Below are 18,057 nucleotides of genomic sequence, written 5' to 3'. Positions count from 1 at the left end.
CCTAACCTTTGACAGGGCTCCGCTATTTCTTCGTATCGTCCTTCTTATCCATCTCGACGATGACCTTCTCGGTCAGGTCCAGGTCCTCATCGGCGTACAGGACGGACGGGACCTCAGCCTTCTGCATGATATTCAGCGTCTTGTTCAGGACGACCGAAACCTTCTCTCGCTTGGCAATGTCCTTCAGCACGACCATCATCTGCTCGTTGAACTCGTGCGACAGGTCCTCGTTCTTTTTCCCGATCTCGCCGCTGAACTCGTTGCGCTTTTTCTCGAAATCGTTGATCTTCCGGCTGATGGACTCTTCCTTCTCCTTCTGCGCCTTCTCATTCAGCAGCTTTGCCTGTTTCTGCTTGGTGTAATCCTCCTGCAGTTTCTGGATCTCATCGGCATCAATATCGAGTATCTTCTTGCGGCTCTCGTAATACTCGCGTACGATGCCCTGATATTTTTTCCCCAGTTTTGTCTTGTCAAAGACCACCTGGGTATCAACATAGGCAATCTTTCCGCCCGCGGCCGTTGCGCTCGTGGCCACTATCAGGCTGAATGCCGCTACTGCCAACAGAATCCTCTTCATGTTTAAAGCCTCCTCGCTATTTTTATGATCACGTGCATTTACCGCTAAAAAAGCGTCCCAATATTGAATTCAAACTCGCTCGCCTGATCCTCCGGCTTCCGGTTGATAATGTAGCCCCACTCGAAGCGGAGCGGCCCCATCGGCGACAGCCACCAGAAACCCCACCCCCAGGCGCGTTTGAGATCACGAAAATTGATGCGGTCGGGCTCCCCTATCTTCCGGGCGGTTCCATCGTCAAAGCCGCGACCCATATCATAAAAGACGATGCCCTTCAGGTGCGCGGCAGGAACGACCGGAAAGTTATATTCAAAATTAAAGATCAGTTCCTTGTTGCCGCCTACGATGTTGCCGGCCGGGTCCACCGGCCCGGCCGTACCGTAGCGGAACCCGCGCACCGTGCCCGAGCCGCCCACGAAAAAGCGTTCGCTGATCGGGACGGGCTTGTCAATCAATGATCCTACCATCCCGATCCTGCCCCGAAGCATGAACACCGTGTCCCAGTAAAGCGGGAAATACCAGGCCGAATCCGCCACGGACTTGATGAACTCGGGGTCGCCACCCAGCGGGCCGCCGGCATATTCCACAAACATCGTGTTTCGGGACCCTGTTTTCGGATCCAGGTAGAAATCCCGGGAGTCGCGGGACACACTCACGGTCACGGCGCTCGTCGAGATCGTCGTGCCGTAGAATTCGAGCTGCTGCTGCAATACGTAGGGTATGATGATATCAGTTACGTCCCTCACGTTGGACTGGTCATAGCTGTACCGAATGGAAGCGGACAAATACTCGTTGAAGCTCTTTCCAACACTCAGCGCAACGCCGTTGGAGTAGATTTTATACCCGGTATAGTCCTGCGACGTGCGGTATGCGTCGACCCTGCCCCAGATCGGCTCGTCGAAGAGATAGGGTTCCATGAAGCTGAGCTGCAGGATACGGTGCGTGCCGCCCCACTGCGTTTTGAACTTTATCAGTTGGCCCCGCCCGCCGAGGTTTCCCTGGGTGACTTCCGCGATGCCGACGAGCTTGTCCACGGAGCTGTACCCGCCGCCCACGCTCAGCGTGCCGGTCATCTTTTCCTTGACCTTCACCTTCAGGTCCATGACCGGCTCCTGCGCACGCCGTTCGGGTACGATATCAACGGTCTCGAAAAAGTTCAGGTTGTTGACGCGTTCATAGCTTCTCTTGAGCGCCTTCTTGCTGTACTCATCCCCCTCGTTCAGGCGCATTTCCCGCCTGATGACCTTGTCCCTGGACTTGGAGTTTCCCGTGATGCTGATCCTGCCGATGTGGACCTCTCCGCCCTCCTCGATCTCGATGGTGATGGCAACGGCCTTTTTGTCCTGGTTGATGTTAAAAAGCGGGATCACATTCGCAAAGGGCCGCGCTATCCCGTCGTAGCGGTCCGTGATCCTGGCCACATCCTGCCTGAGCGTGTCCCGGTTGAAGACATCGCCCTTCTTGAGTTTGACCTCTCTGCCGAGTTCGCTGTCGGAAAGAAGGACATTCCCCTTGAACGCGATCGAATCGACCTTGAACTGGTCGCCTTCCTTGATGGTGATGCTCACCTCGAGCTCGTCCCGGATGGGCGTGGTCAGCGTCGGACCCGACGCAAAGCGTCCCTCCTCGGGCAGCCAGATGCGGTTCGTCGTCTCCGTTCTCAACTTGATGACCGGTTCGTCCACCTGCACCTGGATATACCCCTTGTTGTAGTACAGGTTCCGGATCGTCTCGAGATCTTCCTTGAGTTCATCGGTCCTCAACACGCCGCTCCGGCCCATGAATGAAAAGAGCCAGTATTCCTGATTTTTAAGGTGGGACCTGATCTCGTCGCTGGAGATGGCCTTGTTCCCGGTTATACTGATGTTGCTCAGCTTTACCTTGCGACCCTCCTCAATAAAAAATACGACGTTGCGGTCCCCGCCCTTGAGTTCACTGATCACGGGAACGACGATCGCGTCATAATAGCCGGCATCCTGATATTTCAGGCGTATCTTCTCCGCGTTCTCCTGGATGATCTGCATGTTGAACGCGGTCCGCGGCAGCAGGGTCAACCCTTCCTTCAGTTTTTCCGTTGTCAGCTCTTCATTGCCTTCGAAGGTGATTTCCCTGACCAGGGGTTTTTCCCTGACCATAAAGATCACCTTCAGGCCGTTCTCAAAGCCCTCTGTCTTTACCTGCACGTCCTCGAAATGACCGAGCTGGTACAGGGTTTTAATGTCTTCCTTGACCTGGGAGGGAGAAAAAACACCGCCTTCCCTGGTCTTGATCTTGGCGAGGATCGTCGATGTCTCGATTCTCCGGTTGCCTTGGACCTCGACCATGGTCACTTTCGGCCCTTCCACAGCGCCGGCGTGAGCAGCAAGACCGATTAGCAGCAGGATGCACAGGGCTCCCGCAACCGCATATTTCACCACCGTGATGACGACCTCCCGAGATCCCCGCTAAGAACGGAATACTATAGCATTTACCGCAACATGTGTAAACAAAAATCTATGGAGAGAGCCTCGAAATGACCTCGTTCGCGAGTAAAAATCCGCTGCGCGTGAGCCTCAACCAGCCTCCTGCCTCCTCGAGCAGTCCGGAAAGCTTCAGGGGTTCGGCATTCCCTCTAATACGGAGGACTTCGCCTGCCCCGCAGGCTTCCCCGAAGGCACTGAGGTCCAGACCCCGGCTCGTTCTGAGCGACAGCATGACCCGTTCCTGAGCGGCCTGGTGGTCATCGATCGTTTCCTCCTCGGCGATTGCCGGTTGTCCGGAGTTCATCCGCCTCGCGTATTCATGGAGTTCGGGAATGGTTTGATACCGCCTGTTCCCGATAGAGGACCAGGCGGCAGGGCCAAGTCCAAGGTATTGGCCCCGCTGCCAGTAGTTGAGATTGTGCCGGCAGGAGAACCCGGGCAATGCAAAGTTGGATATCTCATAATGCTCATACCCGGCCCTGCCGAGGCTCTCCAACGCGGAAGCGTAGTGGTCTGCCGCGTCGTCATCATCAGGCAGCGTGAAGACACCCGATGCCGATGCGCGCATGAACTTCGACCCCTCATCGAGAGAAAGGCTGTATGCGGAGATATGTTCGGGCCTGAGCGCGATTGCGGTGTCCAGGGTCTCCTCCCACTGTCGCATGCTCTGCCCCGGGATGCCAAAGATCAGATCAATGCCGATATTGCCGAGGCCCTCGGTCCGGGCAAGTGCGTAGGCATCCAGCGCCTCTTTCGTCGAGTGCGGCCTTCCCAGAAAAGCGAGCAGTTCGTCCGAAAAGGACTGGATCCCGAGGCTCAGCCGGTTCACACCCTGTTGAAGCATGAGTTGGACGCACTCCCGGGTCAGCGATCCGGGGTTTGCTTCAACGGTAAACTCAGCGCCGGGTGCGACAGGAAAATGTTTCCGGGGAAGCGCGAGCACGCTCTGCAGATGATTGCCGGCAAGAACAGTTGGCGTGCCCCCGCCAATATAGATGCTCCTGATCGTCTGAGTGCCGACCAGCGGCCGGTTCGCTTCTGCCTCACGGTTCAACGCCGAAAGATATGCATCGGCATTTTCACGCGTGTATTCTGTTGAATAAAAACCACAGTAATGGCACTTTCTGACACAGAATGGGATGTGTATATAGAGAGTTAGCATGTTGATTTATTGATTAAATATTTTACGGCCGTGATGAGATTCAGACGCAGGTGTGAGAATTGCAACTGCTGTGCCATTCGGCCGGGCGATGATGCTTATCCCGGGACCGTGATGACGAGGGCCGATTCATCGCAGTCAGGAAATTTGACGCAGTTGAGGCAGTCGGTCCATATCTTGTGGGGCAGCTCTTTCTTGTCGATATCGTGGAAACCCAGCTTCTTGAAGAAGCCGGACTGATAGGTGAGCACGAAAACCTGCCTGACCTGGAGTTCCTTTGCCTCGTCGAGGCATTGCCGCACGAGCATTGATCCGATGCCGTTCTTCTTCCTGTCCTCGCGAACGACGAGCGAACGGATCTCCGCAAGGCCGTCCCAGCTTACATGGAGCGCGCAGACCCCGACGATGTCTCTGTTTTCCTCATAAACATGAAAATCCCGCAAATCCTCGTACAGCTCATTGAGCGAGCGCGGCAGCATCTGGCCCGAATCCGCGTATCGGTTCACGAGCGACTGGATCGTCTTCACATCAGCGAGTTTCGCTTTACGAATCATACACAGAAACTACTATAGGAGAACGTTCAAAGTCAATAAAAAACGGAATCTCCGGCGTGGCGCGGGCTTTTTCCCGCTTTGCTATTGATAATCGAAATCCTTTCTGTTAAGATGCGTCGCTAAGATGATGTGCCCTGAGGATGAGGAAAAGAAGGATGGGAACCCTGAAGAATATTAGAATCGCCCTCGCTCTGATTGCCATCGTGGCAGCCGCATTCAGCTGCGTCGGGCATAGCGGTAAGCTCGCGGTCATCGAGGTGACTCCATCGGAGACCCGCATGACCGAAGGCGCCACTCAACAACTTTTAGCAACAGCCATATTCACCGATGGCTCATCTCTGAACTGGACCTCGGCCGCAACGTGGGTCTCGTCCGATCCGAGTGTTGCCACGGTTGGAAACGTCATAGGAACATTTGGTCTCGTAACGGCGACATCGTTCACGACCGGCTTCATCACGATCCAAGCGATAGACGTGGTTAACAACGTATCCGGATCTGCTACCTTGATCGTCACTCATACCCCGCTTATCGCAATCACTGTCCAGCAGGCACTACCCATCTTAGCAATCCTGCCCACCGGGACCACAAAGCAGTTCACCGCGACGGGGGTTTATGCAGACAGCAGTGAACAGCATGACCTTACGGATTTAGTATCCTGGAGCTCTTCGAATCCGGCTGTGGCGACTGTGAGCGACTCGAGCGGGTCGCAGGGAATCGTCACGGCAATCGGAGCAGGGAGCGCCATCATAACCGCCATTGATTCAGGAACGAATATTTCAGGGTTCACCATAGTGAACGTACAATAGAGATCCTTTTATTTCTTGCCCGAAGGGGCGCTGTCTCTCCGAATTTCCCGGCCCGCTCCACGGAGACAGCCCCTTCAAGATATCTGGAGGTCATTGTCATGAAGAAGTTTTCAAGCCTTTCGATTCTGTTCCTGCTGACACTCATTATCATCGCGCTCCCCTCCTGCCGGAGCAAAGGAGGGGGAACACCCGTAGCGATCACGCTGCTGACAACGATCTCGGTAACGCCATCAGCCCCCGTGATCGGGACCGGGCAGGCTTTGCAGTTCATGGCGACGGGCATCTACTCAAACGGCACCATCACCGACCTCACCGGGCTGGTGACCTGGGGAGTATTAAGTGCTCCCACGGCAACGATCGGCAATAACGCGAACAACATGGGACTGCTCACGTCGCTATCGACGGGAACGACAGCGGTCACAGCATCTTATTCCACGCCGTTCGGGGTCGTATCCGGCAGCACTAACCTGGTCGTAACGCCTTCACAAGCTAATAATTGGACTGTTGATATCGACAATGCCCTTCTCGGGCTTTCATCGTCAGGACCACAACTCGTCACTGTAGGACAGGGAATCATCATGACCGCTCCCACGAGCACTTCTAATTCCATAACATGGAGTGTTCAGCCGTTGCCAACGCAGAACTATTTGTGGGACGTGGCCTGGTCGGACACACCATCGAATACGCCAAGGGAGTTCGTTGCAGTAGGAGATTCCGGAGTCATTCTTACCTCGCCAACTGGAGCAACATGGACTGCTCAGGATTCGGGCACAAACAACCAGCTATGGAGTGTAGCATGGTTCGGAAATGCGACACCACCAGAGTTCATCGCCGTAGGTTCAGGAGGCACAATCCTGACCTTTCCTTCAGGAACTCTATGGACGACACCGACAATGACGAACTTTAACAATCTGAATATAAACGGTGTTGCCGCTTCGCCGACATATAAGGTCGCAGTTGCAGTAGGCGACAGCGGGACCATCCTCACCACCACTGATGGAGCAATCTGGTCGCAGGTTTCCAGTACATTGACGACGAGTTACTTAATGGATGTTGTCTCCAACGGCAGTTTATTCGTTGCCGTTGGATCAGGTGGAGCCATCCTCTCCTCGAATGATGGATCCAGTTGGACGCCGGAAAGTTCAGCAGCAGCGTATTCCCTTCTGCGCGTTACCTGGGCCCCCCCGGACCAAAATAACAATAACGGTCTCTTCGTAGCGGTCGGGACAGGCGGCACCATTCTAACCTCTCCTGATGGAATAAACTGGACTTCCAGGTCGTCCGGTACGTCTAATTCCCTCTGGAGCATCGCCTGGTTCGTGAACCAATTCGTGGCTGTCGGTCTCAATGGCACAATACTGACTTCCCCCGAAGGGGTGACATGGACACGCCAAACGTCTTCGACAATTATCAACTTGAACAGTTTGAACAAGTCAGAAATTGAATATGCGGCAGTAGGTGACAGTGGCAATTTGATGACGTCGGTGACGGGTTCGATTTGGACGATCGCGAATGCGGCCCCGTCGGTAAATCTAAACAGCGTTGCCTCCTCGGGAATACAGTTCACCGCCGTCGGCGAAGGCGGAGTAGTTGTCACTTCACCTCAGGGTGAAACCGTAAGTTGGGCAACCCAGACTTCGAGCACTACGAACACAACGAATAATTTAAACGGCATTGCCTGGTCCGGGGATAAGTTTGTCGCAGTGGGAGACCTTGACACGGTCATAACTCAGCCCACCGGCTCGACAACCTGGACACTCCGGAACTCGGGAACAACCGGGGTTAAGCTCAACAGCATCGCATGGTCCGACACGTCACTGCTCTTTGCGGCTGTCGGTAACGGTGGAGTCATCATCACCTCTTCTGATGGAGCAACATGGACGCAGCAAACATCAAATACAGGTAACAACCTGACCAGCGTATCATGGACAGGCACGGAATTCGTGGCAGCCATGGAGGGAGGAGGGATCATCAGTTCCCCAACGGGTTCGCCATGGTAATAAGAGCATCGCGTGACAAAGACAAGTACGGATGGTTTCTTGATCACCAGCCGAGAAAACACACTGCTTCATCGTGAATGATGTTATAATCGTATTAACAAACGCGCTCTTGACTTTACGCGCGGGATTGGAGTATATTTTAACTAAGGTATAAGGAAAGGTAATTGTGGCCTGAATGATCATAATGAAGGCGGTTATCGTATGATGTTTGAGAAATTTACTGAACGAGGAAGAAAAGTCATAGTCTATGCCCGGGAAGAGGCCGAGCGGCTCCAGAACGATTACCTCGGCACGGAGCACATCCTGCTCGGAACGCTTCGGGAGGAAGACGGCATCCCGGTTGCCGTGCTCCGCAAGATGGGGATCGATGTGGACCAGATCCGGATGGAAGTGGAACGGAACCTACCCTCGAGCGGAAACACACTCACCTTCGGCGACATCCCCTTTACCCCCCGCGCAAAGAAAGTCCTCGAATATGCAGTCGAAGAAGCAAGGCTCCTGGGCCATAACTATATCGGCAGCGAGCATCTGCTGCTCGGCCTCATTCGCGAAGAGGAGGGCATCGGCGGCAAGATCCTCCGCAGCTTCGGGGTGAACCTGCTCGGTTCTCGCCAGCTGGTCATCAATTACCTCCGCAGGGCCGCAACCCAGGTCAGCGCGAAGAAAAGCCCGACGCCGGCTCTGGACGAATTCAGCCGGGACCTCACGCTCCTTGCGAAGAGCGGCAAGCTCGACCCCGTCATCGGCAGGGATTCCGAGATCGACCGGGTCCTCCAGATCCTTTCCCGCCGGACGAAGAACAACCCCGTTATCATCGGCGAGCCCGGCATCGGGAAGACCGCCATTGTCGAGGGCTTGGCCCAGAGGATCATCAACGCCGACGTTCCGGAGAACATCCTGAACAGGCGTGTGGTTTCCCTTGATCTGGGTGCTCTTATCGCGGGCACCAAGTACCGCGGCCAGTTCGAGGAGCGGCTCAAGATCGTCATGAAGGAGATCGTTCAGGCCGACAACATCATCCTGTTCATCGACGAGCTCCACACGCTGGTCGGGGCAGGCGCGGCTGAGGGATCGATCGACGCTTCGAGCATGCTCAAACCCGCCCTGTCCCGCGGCGAGATCCAGTGCATCGGTGCGACGACCCTGGACGAGTTCCGGAAACACATTGAGAAGGACGGCGCCCTGAAGAGGCGGTTCCAGCCCATCTACGTGCAACCTCCGAGCCTTGACGAAACGATCAATATTATCAAGGGACTTAGACCCAGGTACGAGTCGCACCACAAGATCAGGATCACCGACGAGGCGGTCGTGGCTGCATCGCGCCTGTCCGACCGCTATATCACCGACCGGTATCTCCCGGACAAGGCTATCGACGTCATCGACGAAGCAGGTGCCAAGGCTAAGCTCAACCGCTACACCTATCCTGCCGAGATGAAGTCGATAGAGAAAAAGCTCAAAAAGCTGGAGCAGGAAAAGAACCTCTTCTCCCGCATCAAGGACTACGTGCGGGTAGAGTCGATCCACGACGAAGAGGACCGGCTGCGGGAGACCCTGGACGGCATCCACAAGGACTGGAAGGACAACCAGGAAAAGAACGTCCCCGTCGTGGGTGAGGAGGACGTGGCGGCGGTCGTATCGCACATCACGGGCATTCCTCTCTCCCGGCTGGAGGAAAAAGAGGTTTCCCGTCTCCTCCGCATGGAGGAGGAACTGCACAAACGGATTGTCGGGCAGGATCCAGCCATTGAAGCCGTTTCGCGGGCGATCCGGAGATCGCGAGTCGGTCTCAAAACGCGGAAGCAACCCATCGGGTCCTTTATCTTCCTTGGACCGACGGGCGTGGGAAAGACCGAACTCGCCCGGACGCTTGCGTCGTTCCTGTTCGACAGCGAGGACGCCCTGATCCGGGTCGACATGTCCGAATATATGGAAAAGTTCAGTTCTTCGCGCCTGGTCGGTTCACCTCCGGGCTACGTGGGATATGACGACGGCGGGCAGTTGACGGAAAAGATACGCCGAAGGCCCTATTCGGTGGTCCTTTTTGATGAGATCGAAAAGGCCCATCCCGACATCTTCAACATGTTGCTCCAGGTACTTGATGACGGCTTCATGACCGACAGTTTCGGCAGGAAGGTGGACTTCCGGAACACGGTCATAATCATGACGTCGAACCTCGGCGCGCGGATGATCGACAAGGACACGAGCCTCGGGTTCCAGAAGGACAGTTCTGCGACGCAATATGAAAAAATGAAGGACAACGTCACATCCGAGTTGAAGCGGGCCTTCAATCCCGAGTTTCTGAACCGGATCGATGAAGTGGTCGTTTTCCATCCGCTGACGCAGGAACACCTGATCAAAATCGTCGACATCCTGGTGGGAGAGCTGAATATTCAGATGATGAGCGACCGAAGCATCGAATTGACTGTTACGCGGGATGTCAAGGAGTGGCTGATTCAGGAGAACTACCAGCCGACCTATGGTGCGCGACCAATGAGAAGGGCGGTCCAGAAATACATCGCGGACCCGCTCTCCGAGCATATCCTGAGAGGCAGGTTCAAGGATGTTCACAAAGTGATGGTGACGCTCAGAGACGGCGTCGTGGAATTCCAGGAAGAAGAGGCGAACCTGCTCGCAAAAGTATAAATACCCTGAAAGTTATGGAGCCCCCGACTGCAAATGTCGGGGGCTTTTTTGTTCCCTGCTCACTCCGGGTGATACCGGAAAATCTTCCTGGTCAATTCCGGAGGAAGTTCGGTTTCCTGTTCGACCATGAAAGCCAGGCCGGGATTTCCCGTTTTCTTCACCTGCATGGCAACCTCTTCGATCTCGCTCAAGGGCAGGATCTTGCCCGAACTCGAGAATGTCTGGATTGCGATAATGATCCTTCCGGGCTCATTCACGAGTGCAAGCCAGGATATGACCGTGCGGGAAGCGGTTTCAATGGCCATCTTATCAGTGCTATCCTGCTGTGTCCTGTCTTCGCGGTGTGGTATGGCGAGCCAGTAATAATTGATATCCATTTTTTTGAGCGTCTCCAGGTCGTGACCGTACCAGGCAAGCAGTTCCCTGTCTTTCAGGAATAATCCGGGGACGTGCAGCGCGATGCCGAACGTCACCTGTTTGTTCACGGCCCGTGAAGCCTGCATGATGTTCCTCAGAAGGACCAGCAGCGCATTTTTTTTCATTTCAGCAAGGTTCCAGAAACCCTCCCCGTACAGCTCAAGCGAATGGGTTTTCTGATCCCGGATTCCCGGCAGCATCCCAAAGGCCGATCGTACCGAAAGCGATGACCCGTATTTCTTCCGGTAGCGGTCCAATGCGAGGTCGCTCATCCCTTCCGTGTCGCTGTAGCTAAAATCTTCATCCAGGATGATGCCGTCGACGGAGTAACCGGCGATATCCCGGAAAAGGTCCGACAGGTAAACCGTGACATAGGGGTTGAACAGGTCAAGGGTGCCTGATGGCTCGACGGTGCCGCTGCGGGGATCATAGTACATATCCTCCCAGTCCGGATGCTGTTCGATCAGTGCGCTCATGCTCCTCGTCGGGAGAACGACGAAAAGCCTCATACCTGCATGATGTGCAAAAAAAACGGCCTTCGCCAGCAGCTGCCGGTTCACGCCACCCCTGTCCGTGACGGGCCTGATGATCAGGGTATCGGCCCCTGCTTTCCTATAGACGATGACACGCTCTTCAAACACCTTATAATCGGTTGGTGGCGCAAGGAGATAAATGCCATTGACGGTCAGTTGCAATTCTGCAGCATTTGAATCAGTCCCCGCAGTGCCGGATGCCAGTGCGACCCAGAAGAATGCGAGGACCAGCCGCCTGACAGCGGAACAGCCGCTAGAGATATTCATATCTCACCCTCCCCTGCCTTTCCCGATTCCTCACGATGGTGCTGTCGCTCTTTTGAATCTGGTCGCTGCAGTATCACTCGATATATTTCATGAACAGTTGCGCTGCTGCTACGGACTGTGCGGGTGCCCCGCGGCCGTCGAAAAGAACGAATACCCCCTTGATCAGGGTACGGTTCAGAATTCCTGATTGATCTTTGGTACGGACCGATTTCAATGACAGGGTTCCGGGCAAGGGTGTGGTTCTCCGCTCATGTGGGTACTCGCCGGTGAACACAGTGAATTCCGTTAGAAAGGGGATCAGATCACTGACCTGCTGTATCCGCTCGGCGACAGACCCCGCTCCGTCCCGGTCCTGGAACGTAGCCGTCAGCGTCCGCATCCCACGGGGCGCCGCGGTTTCATCATCCCCGGAGCTCACTGAAATACGGATGAAGCGCTCAGGATGCTCATAGACAGGGATGAAAAGCACTTCCTCGACCATCCCCACGGGAAGAACTTCTTCCCGGATACCCATGAACAGCGCCTGTCCTGCCTGCTGCTGCTCCATATTCAGCAGAACGGCTCTGGCATCGATCACTCCCAGCGGTGTCGTGACCGATCGGGAGCTGATCCCGATATCGCCGGTCGGCACCTGGTATTTTATCTCGCCGCCGTTCTTGAGTATCACGTTGACCATCTGATCGATCATGTTCTGGAATCCGCCCGGGACCAAGAGGGGGGATGAGTCAAACAGGGTGATCAGGGAGCCCACGGAAAGGCTTCCGGCTGGCACACCGAAAAAGGAACGGGATTGGATGTCCAGGAATGCGCAGAATTCACGGCTGAACCCGTAACCCAGAATGAGCCGGGCGGCCCGCCTGTTCCTGGAAATGAAGGATGAAAACCGGCTTTTGGAATTCTGTACGGACTGTTTGCTCAGCGTCTCGTAAAATTTTCGTATCCTGTCTTTCTCGCGCGGGAACTCGCGGTCAAGCTCACGAAGGGTGTCGGTCTGCCCCGAAAAAACGGTGATGCGCCGGTCAGGAAGGGCAACCTGGTAGCAGGGAGACCGGAGCGAGGAACTCTGGACGATCCCCAGGCGCTCATTGAGCCGCTGAAATATGCCTCCCCGTTCGAACCCGAAGGAAAGGATGGGGCCGGGTGAAAACAGAAAGCCGTTGTTCCGGTACGGCGCCAGGGCGCCGCCGGCCGTGTCACCGGGCTCGAGCACGATCACGCTTCTGTTCATGCGTGCGGCGAGCGCCGCTGCTGCAAGTCCACCCAGCCCGGCGCCGACCACGACTAGATCATATTTCGGCACGACAGCCCCCGTCTTTTCGAAAACATCCCTGGACCGGTACAGGGTCCTGCGCAGGATGGCCTGAATTGTACCGCTCCCGAAACGACAGCCGCGCATTCATGCGGTGCACGGCGTTTCACCTGAAATAAAAAAAGGAAATAGGTCGTCTCGCCGAGTCCCCTATTTCCTTTCCCATAGCGTTCATAATCAGAGTTAGATATTGTTAGTGCGTTTTGGCCTTCTCCCGCATCGCTTCTTTCCGTGAGAGCCGGATCTTCCCTTGCCGGTCGATCTCGAGCACCTTCACGAGCACTTCATCGCCTTCCTTCAGCTCGTCGGTCACCTTTTCAAGCCTCTTTTCCGATATCTGAGATATGTGAAGGAGACCGTCAGTGCCCGGGAATATTTCGACGAATGCTCCGAAGTCCATGATCTTCCGTACCTTGCCCATATACAGCTTCCCGACCTCTGCTTCCTGTACAATGCCGCGGATGATCTCTTTTACCTTGTTTGCGGCGGCCTCGTCCGAAGACGCGATATTGATCACGCCGCTGTCCTCGATGTCGATCTTGGCTCCCGTCTGCTCCACGATGCTGCGAATGACCTTGCCCCCGCTCCCGATCACATCCTTGATCTTGTCGGGATTGATCTGCATCGTGATGATTCTCGGTGCAAAGGGGTTCAGGTTCTTGCGGGGAGCGGGAAGCGTATCGAGCATCTTGCCGAGGATATGAAGCCTTCCCTCTCTTGCCTGCTGCAGCGCGCTGCGCATCACGTCGATGGTGATGCCTTCGATCTTCATGTCCATCTGGAGCGCGGTGATCCCCTGGCTCGTACCGGTTACCTTGAAGTCCATGTCGCCGAGATGATCCTCGAGGCCCAGAATGTCGGAGAGCACGACGACCTTGTCGGCCTCCTTGATCAGGCCCATCGCGATTCCGGCAACCGGAGCCTTGATCGGCACGCCGGCGTCCATCAGTGCCAGAGTCCCGCCGCAAACCGTGGCCATCGACGAAGACCCGTTGGACTCGAGGATGTCGGACACGATCCTGATCGTATAGGGGAACTCCAGCTTGGTCGGGACCATCGCTTTGAGCGCCCGTTCCGCAAGCGCACCGTGGCCGACCTCCCGCCTGCCCGGCCCGCGGAGCGGTTTTGTCTCGCCGACGCTGAAGGGCGGGAAATTGTAATGGAGCATGAAGGTCTTGAAGTATTCACCCTCGAGCGAGTCGATCCGCTGTTCGTCCTCGGACGTTCCGAGCGTCGCGACCACGAGAGCCTGGGTCTCTCCGCGGGTAAAGAGTGCCGAACCGTGGGTCCGCGGAAGCAGCCCGACCACCGAGGTGATCGGTCTGATCTCATCCGGCATCCTGCCGTCGGCCCGGATGTTCTTTTCGAGGATGATCTTCCTGACCTCATCCTTTTCCAGATCGACGAAGATCGCCGATATCTGGCGGCTCCTCGTGGGGTCGTCTTCCTTCTTCAGTTTCTGCTTGATCTCGTCGAGCAGGACATCGAGGGTCTTCTGACGCTCCAGCTTGTTCGGAATGACGATGGCGGTCAGCAAACGATCCATCGCAAGCGCAACGACCTCCTTGGCAAGCTCCTTGTCGATCGCCACGACCTTGACGGTCCGCTTCGGTTTCCCGATCTTCGCAACAAGTTCATTCTGGAGTGCTACGATCTTTTTTATCTCGCGGTGTGCGGTCTCCAGGGCCTCGAGCATCTGGTCTTCAGTAAGCTCCTTCGCACCGCCTTCGACCATCATGATGGCGTCGGCCGTGCCCGCAACCACGAGGTTGAGGTTCGAAGCCTCCAGTTCCTTGAGGCCGGGGTTGATGACGAACTTCCCGTCAATAAACCCGACCCGCACGGAGCCGATGGGACCCTTGAAGGGAATGTCGGAAACGGCGAGAGCGGCCGAAGAGGCTATCATGCCCATAAGATCCGTCGAGCTTTCATCACCGATGGACAGAACCGACGCGATGATCTGCGTGTCGAAATAATACCCGTCGGGGAACAGCGGCCTGATCGGGCGGTCGATGAGCCTCGAGGACAGGATCTCTTTTTCGGTCTGCCTCCCCTCGCGTTTGAAGAATCCGCCGGGGATCCTTCCCGCGGCATATGCCTTCTCCTGATAGTCGACGGTCAGCGGGAGGAAATCGACATTCTCCCGCTCTACCTTCGACGCGACCGCTGTCGACAGGACGACCGTGTCGCCATATCGAGCAACGACGGCGCCTCCCGCCTGCTTGGCCATCAGGCCCGTTTCCAAAACGAGCCGCCTGCCGCCTATTTCTGTTTCTACTGTTGTTACCATGAAACCTCACTTTTCCATAGCTGCCTGTGCTATTTGCGTATGCCGAGCTGGTCGATCACCTGACGGTACCGCTCCAGGTCGTTCTTTTTGAGATAATCCAGATGGCGCCGACGCTGACCGACCATCTTCAGGAGACCTCTCCGTGAATGGTGGTCCTGCTTGTGCGCCTGCAGGTGCTCCGTCAGATGGCTGATCCTGCCGCTCAGAAGCGCAATTTGCACTTCCGGAGAACCGGTATCCGAGCCGTGCCTGCGATACGTATTGATCAGACTGGTTTTCTGTTCTTTATCCATTCAACCGTACCCTCCTTTCCGTGAGTTTTAAAGCAGGAAAATATCATATTTTCCGTGTATTGTAAAGCATTTTGTTGGAACCCGCGAAAAGAATAATCCCCATGCACGCTCGCTGCTCCCTCAGGCAAAAACGGTCTCCGGCCTTATCTCTCCGCCCCGCACCCTCGCCAGGGCCAGAAATCTGCCTGGCTGATCGTGGACGCGAACCAGAACGCCTTCCCCGGAGAAGGCTACAGGCCGGGAAATCCCATTCCCGTGCGTGATCCTGTCCGCATCATCATCGCTCACCGTGAGGGCCGGAACATCCGAAAGCGCCCTTTCCATGGGAATAATCACGGCCTCAGCCCCGCCCTCACGGCAGAGTCCGTCAAGCTGGTCAAGAGTGAGCGCGTCGGAGATCAGAAAACCGCCTGACCGTGTCCTGACGAGCTTCAGCAGGTGCGCTCCCATGCCCAGCTGTTTGCCGAGGTCCGAGCAGAGCGTCCTGATATAGACGCCCTTCGAACAGGTGACCGTGACGGTCAGGAGCGGATCGTTGTAGGCCACAAGCTCGATGCCCCGAATGGTCACCTGCCGCGGAGTGAGCGGCAGTGCTTTCCCCTGTCGCGCCAGCTTGTACGACGGGACTCCTCCCACCTTTACCGCGGAATACGCCGGCGGCGTCTGCAGGGCCGATCCGACAAAACCCTTCAGCGCCTGCAGCAGGCTCGAACGATCCGGCGGCGCATACCCTCGCGTTTCGACTACGCGGCCGTCCGCATCAAAGGTATCCGTCGTCACCCCCAGGCGCATGACCGCCTGATACTCCTTCTCGCCCGCCTCGAGGTACTGCGCGATCCGGGTCGCCTTGCCGATGCAAAGCACCAGAACGCCCGTTGCTGCAGGATCCAGTGTTCCCGTGTGGCCCACGCGGCGCTCCCCGAGCATCCGTCGCACGCGCTGAACCACGTCGTGCGAGGTGATGCCTGACGGTTTATGGACGTTAAGAATGCCTTCCATGTTCAACCGCGTTCCCGCTGCCGAGCTGCGCACTGATGGCGGCGGCAACTTCATCGATGACCGTTTTCCGGACCTCGCCAAGGGTGCCGTCCAAAACGGCCCCGGCGGCGTTCGCATGCCCCCCCCCGCCGAGCGCACGGGCAAGCGTCGAGAGGTCAATGCGGCCTTTTGATCGCAGGCTTATCTTGTATTGCGCCTCAGCAGTCTGGCGGAACAGGACCGCTACCTCCACTCCCTTCGTGGAACGGACGAAATTCACGAAATTCTCCGTGTCTTCCGCCGTCGCACCGTTCGAGCGGAACAGCTCCTCGGTGACCACAACCCAGGCGATACGGCCGTCCTCGCTTCGCTCCATGCCGGCAAGGACCGTGCCGAGCAGCTTCAGTCTGCGGTAGGCGAAGGACTCGTACACATTCTCGGTCACCAGCCACGGATCGGCACCCGCTTCAATCATGTCCGCGGCGATGCGCATGCTCTTGGCGCTCGTATTCGTATACCGGAATGACCCGGTATCCGTGAAGATAGACGTATACAGGCAGAGGGCCATGTCGCGATCGATCGGAACGCCGAGCTCCACAATGACCGCATGGACCATTTCTCCCGTGGCTGCAGCGTGGGGATCGATCAGGCTCAGCATCCACTCATCCGGATTCGTAACATGGTGATCGATGTTGATAAGCACATCCGCCGGGCACCCGCTGTCGAACAGTCCCGTGCGGGGCGGATCGCAATCAAGCACTACGATGGCATCGTACCTGCCCTCGATGCGGCCTCCCGTCAGAATCGTCTCCGAAGCCGGCAGGAAGCGGTAGATCTCGGGTACGGGGTCTATGTTCTGGGCAGTCACCGACTTTCCCAGCTTCTCGAGGGCGAGTTTCAGCGCGAGCTGCGAACCGAGCGCGTCCCCATCGGGGCTCTTGTGCACCGACAGGAGTATGCTGTTTGCGCGTCGCAGCGCAGCTGCGATGTCGGACACGCTACTCATCCCCGTGGTCTTTCTTTTCTTTTTCCTCGATCTGGCGCAGGAGCTCCATGATATGCGCACCGCGCTCCACCGTGGCGTCGAAGCGGATCGACAGCTCGGGCACGTACCGCATCCTCATCCGCCTGCCCAACTCCGACCGGATGAACGCTGCCGCGCTCCGCAATCCCTTGAGTGATTCCTGTTTTTCGGCATCGCTGCCGTAAATGCTCACGTAGACCGTCGCGTTCCTGAGGTCGTCGGCAACGTCAACGTCCGTAACGGTGACGAAACCGATCCTCGGGTCCTTGATCTTGCGCATCAGGATGTCGGCGATCTCATGCTTGACCTGATCGCCCACCCGGTCGGCTCTTTTAAATGACGGTTTTGACATAGGAATGGTCGAAACCCAGAGGACAGACGAAAAGCCGCAGATGCTTGCCCGTTCTCTGCGCTCTGCCTTCTGCTCTGTTCTCTTAAAAAATCTCTATATGATAGTCCAGGAGGCTCAGTTCGGGAACGGCGCGGACCAGGTTCATGACATGGTCCATCGTCTGATTGAGGTGGGATCTATCGTTACTCACGGCCGCGACTGCGAGGGACGCTTTCTGCCACAAGTCGTTGTCTCCGACTTCCGCAACGGAGACATTGAACCTGTTCCGGATCCTGTCCTTCAGGCTGCGAAGCGACTGTCTCTTCGTCTTGAGCGAGCCGCTGTCGGGCACATGCAGTTCAAAAGTACAAACACCGATAAACATGATCTCTGTCAACCGGACGATGCCGCGACGAC

At 56.4% G+C, this 18,057-nt stretch carries 15 protein-coding genes; 3 read left to right on the top strand and 12 right to left on the bottom strand.

The features are described 5' to 3' along the window. Nucleotides 1–22: 22 nt before the first annotated feature. From VL197_04945 to VL197_04930, 4 genes are all read right to left on the bottom strand, one after another. Entirely contained in the window at nucleotides 23–577 is a 555-nt protein-coding gene (locus VL197_04945) for an OmpH family outer membrane protein (protein ID HUJ17320.1), read from the bottom strand. 44 nt (nucleotides 578–621) lie between these two features. Next, nucleotides 622–2,988 carry an outer membrane protein assembly factor BamA gene (bamA, locus tag VL197_04940; GenBank protein ID HUJ17319.1) on the bottom strand — a complete coding sequence of 789 codons (2,367 nt, stop codon included), beginning with the start codon at nucleotides 2,986–2,988 and terminating at the stop codon, nucleotides 622–624. Between the two features lie 79 nt (nucleotides 2,989–3,067). After that, nucleotides 3,068–4,198, bottom strand: a complete 1,131-nt coding sequence (gene hemW / locus VL197_04935) for a radical SAM family heme chaperone HemW (protein HUJ17318.1) — start codon at nucleotides 4,196–4,198, stop codon at nucleotides 3,068–3,070. 95 nt (nucleotides 4,199–4,293) lie between these two features. Continuing rightward, nucleotides 4,294–4,749 carry an N-acetyltransferase gene (locus VL197_04930; protein HUJ17317.1) on the bottom strand — a complete coding sequence of 152 codons (456 nt, stop codon included), beginning with the start codon at nucleotides 4,747–4,749 and terminating at the stop codon, nucleotides 4,294–4,296. A gap of 155 nt (nucleotides 4,750–4,904) precedes the next feature. Here VL197_04930 and VL197_04925 point away from each other — a divergent pair, with 155 nt between their 5' ends. From VL197_04925 to VL197_04915, 3 genes are all read left to right on the top strand, one after another. Then, nucleotides 4,905–5,555 (top strand): Ig-like domain-containing protein, encoded by a 651-nt coding sequence (locus VL197_04925; GenBank protein HUJ17316.1) that lies wholly within the window; start codon nucleotides 4,905–4,907, stop codon nucleotides 5,553–5,555. Between the two features lie 98 nt (nucleotides 5,556–5,653). Further along, nucleotides 5,654–7,555, top strand: coding sequence for a hypothetical protein (locus VL197_04920; protein ID HUJ17315.1), 1,902 nt, complete (start codon nucleotides 5,654–5,656; stop codon nucleotides 7,553–7,555). Nucleotides 7,556–7,756: 201 nt separating this feature from the next. Further along, complete coding sequence (locus VL197_04915; protein HUJ17314.1) at nucleotides 7,757–10,198, top strand: ATP-dependent Clp protease ATP-binding subunit; 2,442 nt, start codon at nucleotides 7,757–7,759, stop codon at nucleotides 10,196–10,198. Nucleotides 10,199–10,257: 59 nt separating this feature from the next. On the opposite strand, the gene VL197_04910 is transcribed toward VL197_04915, so the two are convergent. The 8 genes from VL197_04910 to VL197_04875 all read right to left on the bottom strand — a co-directional run bounded on the left by VL197_04910 (nucleotide 10,258) and on the right by VL197_04875 (nucleotide 18,025). Further along, the gene (locus tag VL197_04910; GenBank protein HUJ17313.1) at nucleotides 10,258–11,415 is read right to left on the bottom strand and encodes a hypothetical protein; all 1,158 of its coding nucleotides are present in this window, start codon (nucleotides 11,413–11,415) and stop codon (nucleotides 10,258–10,260) included. Nucleotides 11,416–11,488: 73 nt separating this feature from the next. Further along, a complete protein-coding gene (locus VL197_04905) occupies nucleotides 11,489–12,715 on the bottom strand; it encodes an NAD(P)-binding protein (GenBank protein HUJ17312.1) in 1,227 nt (408 codons plus the stop codon). Between the two features lie 202 nt (nucleotides 12,716–12,917). Further along, nucleotides 12,918–15,014, bottom strand: coding sequence for a polyribonucleotide nucleotidyltransferase (pnp, locus tag VL197_04900; protein ID HUJ17311.1), 2,097 nt, complete (start codon nucleotides 15,012–15,014; stop codon nucleotides 12,918–12,920). Between the two features lie 29 nt (nucleotides 15,015–15,043). Further along, nucleotides 15,044–15,307: a 30S ribosomal protein S15 gene (rpsO, locus tag VL197_04895; GenBank protein ID HUJ17310.1), complete on the bottom strand. Its 264-nt coding sequence runs from the start codon at nucleotides 15,305–15,307 to the stop codon at nucleotides 15,044–15,046. Between the two features lie 120 nt (nucleotides 15,308–15,427). Further along, nucleotides 15,428–16,306: a tRNA pseudouridine(55) synthase TruB gene (gene truB, locus VL197_04890; GenBank protein ID HUJ17309.1), complete on the bottom strand. Its 879-nt coding sequence runs from the start codon at nucleotides 16,304–16,306 to the stop codon at nucleotides 15,428–15,430. Further along, nucleotides 16,290–17,282: a bifunctional oligoribonuclease/PAP phosphatase NrnA gene (locus VL197_04885; GenBank protein ID HUJ17308.1), complete on the bottom strand. Its 993-nt coding sequence runs from the start codon at nucleotides 17,280–17,282 to the stop codon at nucleotides 16,290–16,292. Before VL197_04885 ends, truB begins: the two co-directional genes overlap by 17 nt. Nucleotide 17,283: 1 nt before the next feature. Continuing rightward, nucleotides 17,284–17,661 (bottom strand): 30S ribosome-binding factor RbfA, encoded by a 378-nt coding sequence (gene rbfA, locus VL197_04880; protein HUJ17307.1) that lies wholly within the window; start codon nucleotides 17,659–17,661, stop codon nucleotides 17,284–17,286. 82 nt (nucleotides 17,662–17,743) lie between these two features. Next, a complete protein-coding gene (locus VL197_04875) occupies nucleotides 17,744–18,025 on the bottom strand; it encodes a DUF503 domain-containing protein (protein ID HUJ17306.1) in 282 nt (93 codons plus the stop codon). Nucleotides 18,026–18,057 lie beyond the last annotated feature (32 nt).

This window comes from Nitrospirota bacterium, assembly GCA_035516965.1.
In the GTDB taxonomy this organism is placed as follows: Bacteria; Nitrospirota; UBA9217; order UBA9217; family UBA9217; genus MHEA01.
The sequence above is the reverse complement of the archived record's forward strand: the minus strand, read 5'-3'. Positions and strand labels throughout refer to the sequence as shown.

Excerpts from the sequence above, each read along its gene's own strand:
- VL197_04945 (HUJ17320.1), bottom strand. The coding sequence starts at position 577 with ATGAAGAGGATTCTGTTGGCAGTAGCGGCATTCAGCCTGATAGTGGCC.
- hemW (HUJ17318.1), bottom strand. The coding sequence starts at position 4,198 with ATGCTAACTCTCTATATACACATCCCATTCTGTGTCAGAAAGTGCCAT.
- VL197_04930 (HUJ17317.1), bottom strand. The coding sequence starts at position 4,749 with ATGATTCGTAAAGCGAAACTCGCTGATGTGAAGACGATCCAGTCGCTC.
- VL197_04925 (HUJ17316.1), top strand. The coding sequence starts at position 4,905 with ATGGGAACCCTGAAGAATATTAGAATCGCCCTCGCTCTGATTGCCATC.
- VL197_04920 (HUJ17315.1), top strand. The coding sequence starts at position 5,654 with ATGAAGAAGTTTTCAAGCCTTTCGATTCTGTTCCTGCTGACACTCATT.
- VL197_04915 (HUJ17314.1), top strand. The coding sequence starts at position 7,757 with ATGATGTTTGAGAAATTTACTGAACGAGGAAGAAAAGTCATAGTCTAT.
- VL197_04910 (HUJ17313.1), bottom strand. The coding sequence starts at position 11,415 with ATGAATATCTCTAGCGGCTGTTCCGCTGTCAGGCGGCTGGTCCTCGCA.
- pnp (HUJ17311.1), bottom strand. The coding sequence starts at position 15,014 with ATGGTAACAACAGTAGAAACAGAAATAGGCGGCAGGCGGCTCGTTTTG.
- rpsO (HUJ17310.1), bottom strand. The coding sequence starts at position 15,307 with ATGGATAAAGAACAGAAAACCAGTCTGATCAATACGTATCGCAGGCAC.
- truB (HUJ17309.1), bottom strand. The coding sequence starts at position 16,306 with ATGGAAGGCATTCTTAACGTCCATAAACCGTCAGGCATCACCTCGCAC.
- rbfA (HUJ17307.1), bottom strand. The coding sequence starts at position 17,661 with ATGTCAAAACCGTCATTTAAAAGAGCCGACCGGGTGGGCGATCAGGTC.
- VL197_04875 (HUJ17306.1), bottom strand. The coding sequence starts at position 18,025 with ATGTTTATCGGTGTTTGTACTTTTGAACTGCATGTGCCCGACAGCGGC.